Origin of the sequence: Mycobacterium ostraviense, assembly GCF_002705925.1 — a bacterium.
Taxonomy (GTDB): Bacteria; Actinomycetota; Actinomycetes; order Mycobacteriales; family Mycobacteriaceae; genus Mycobacterium; species Mycobacterium ostraviense.
The window spans coordinates 1-275 of record NZ_NKRE01000105.1 but is presented as its reverse complement, the minus strand read 5'-3'; the positions used below and the strand labels follow the sequence as shown (position 1 = coordinate 275).

Sequence of the window (275 nt, the reverse complement as noted above, 5' to 3'; positions counted from 1 at the left end):
GGCCTACAGCCCGGCCGACTGGGTGACGGTGCGTGGCGGCCGCTTCGGCAATCCGTTCTGGACCAGCGATACGCTGTTCTCCAATGACCTGAACTTCGACGGCCTGGCCGCCAACCTGAAATACGACTTCAACGGGGGAGATCTCGACCTGTTCGGCAACCTTGCGGTGGTGCCGCTGGAGTACACCTCCGACAGCTCGCCGAGCCAGAGCAAGGTCAAGACTCCGAACGAGAACAAGTGGCTGTCCGGTGCCCAGGTGGGCGTGAACTGGCGCT

1 protein-coding gene is annotated in these 275 nt (G+C 63.3%); it reads left to right on the top strand.

Going from position 1 to position 275, the window contains the following annotated elements; all coding sequences use genetic code 11:
• A partial coding sequence (locus CDN38_RS33725; protein WP_180276461.1) for a putative porin occupies window positions 1-275 on the top strand: 275 nt, incomplete at both ends.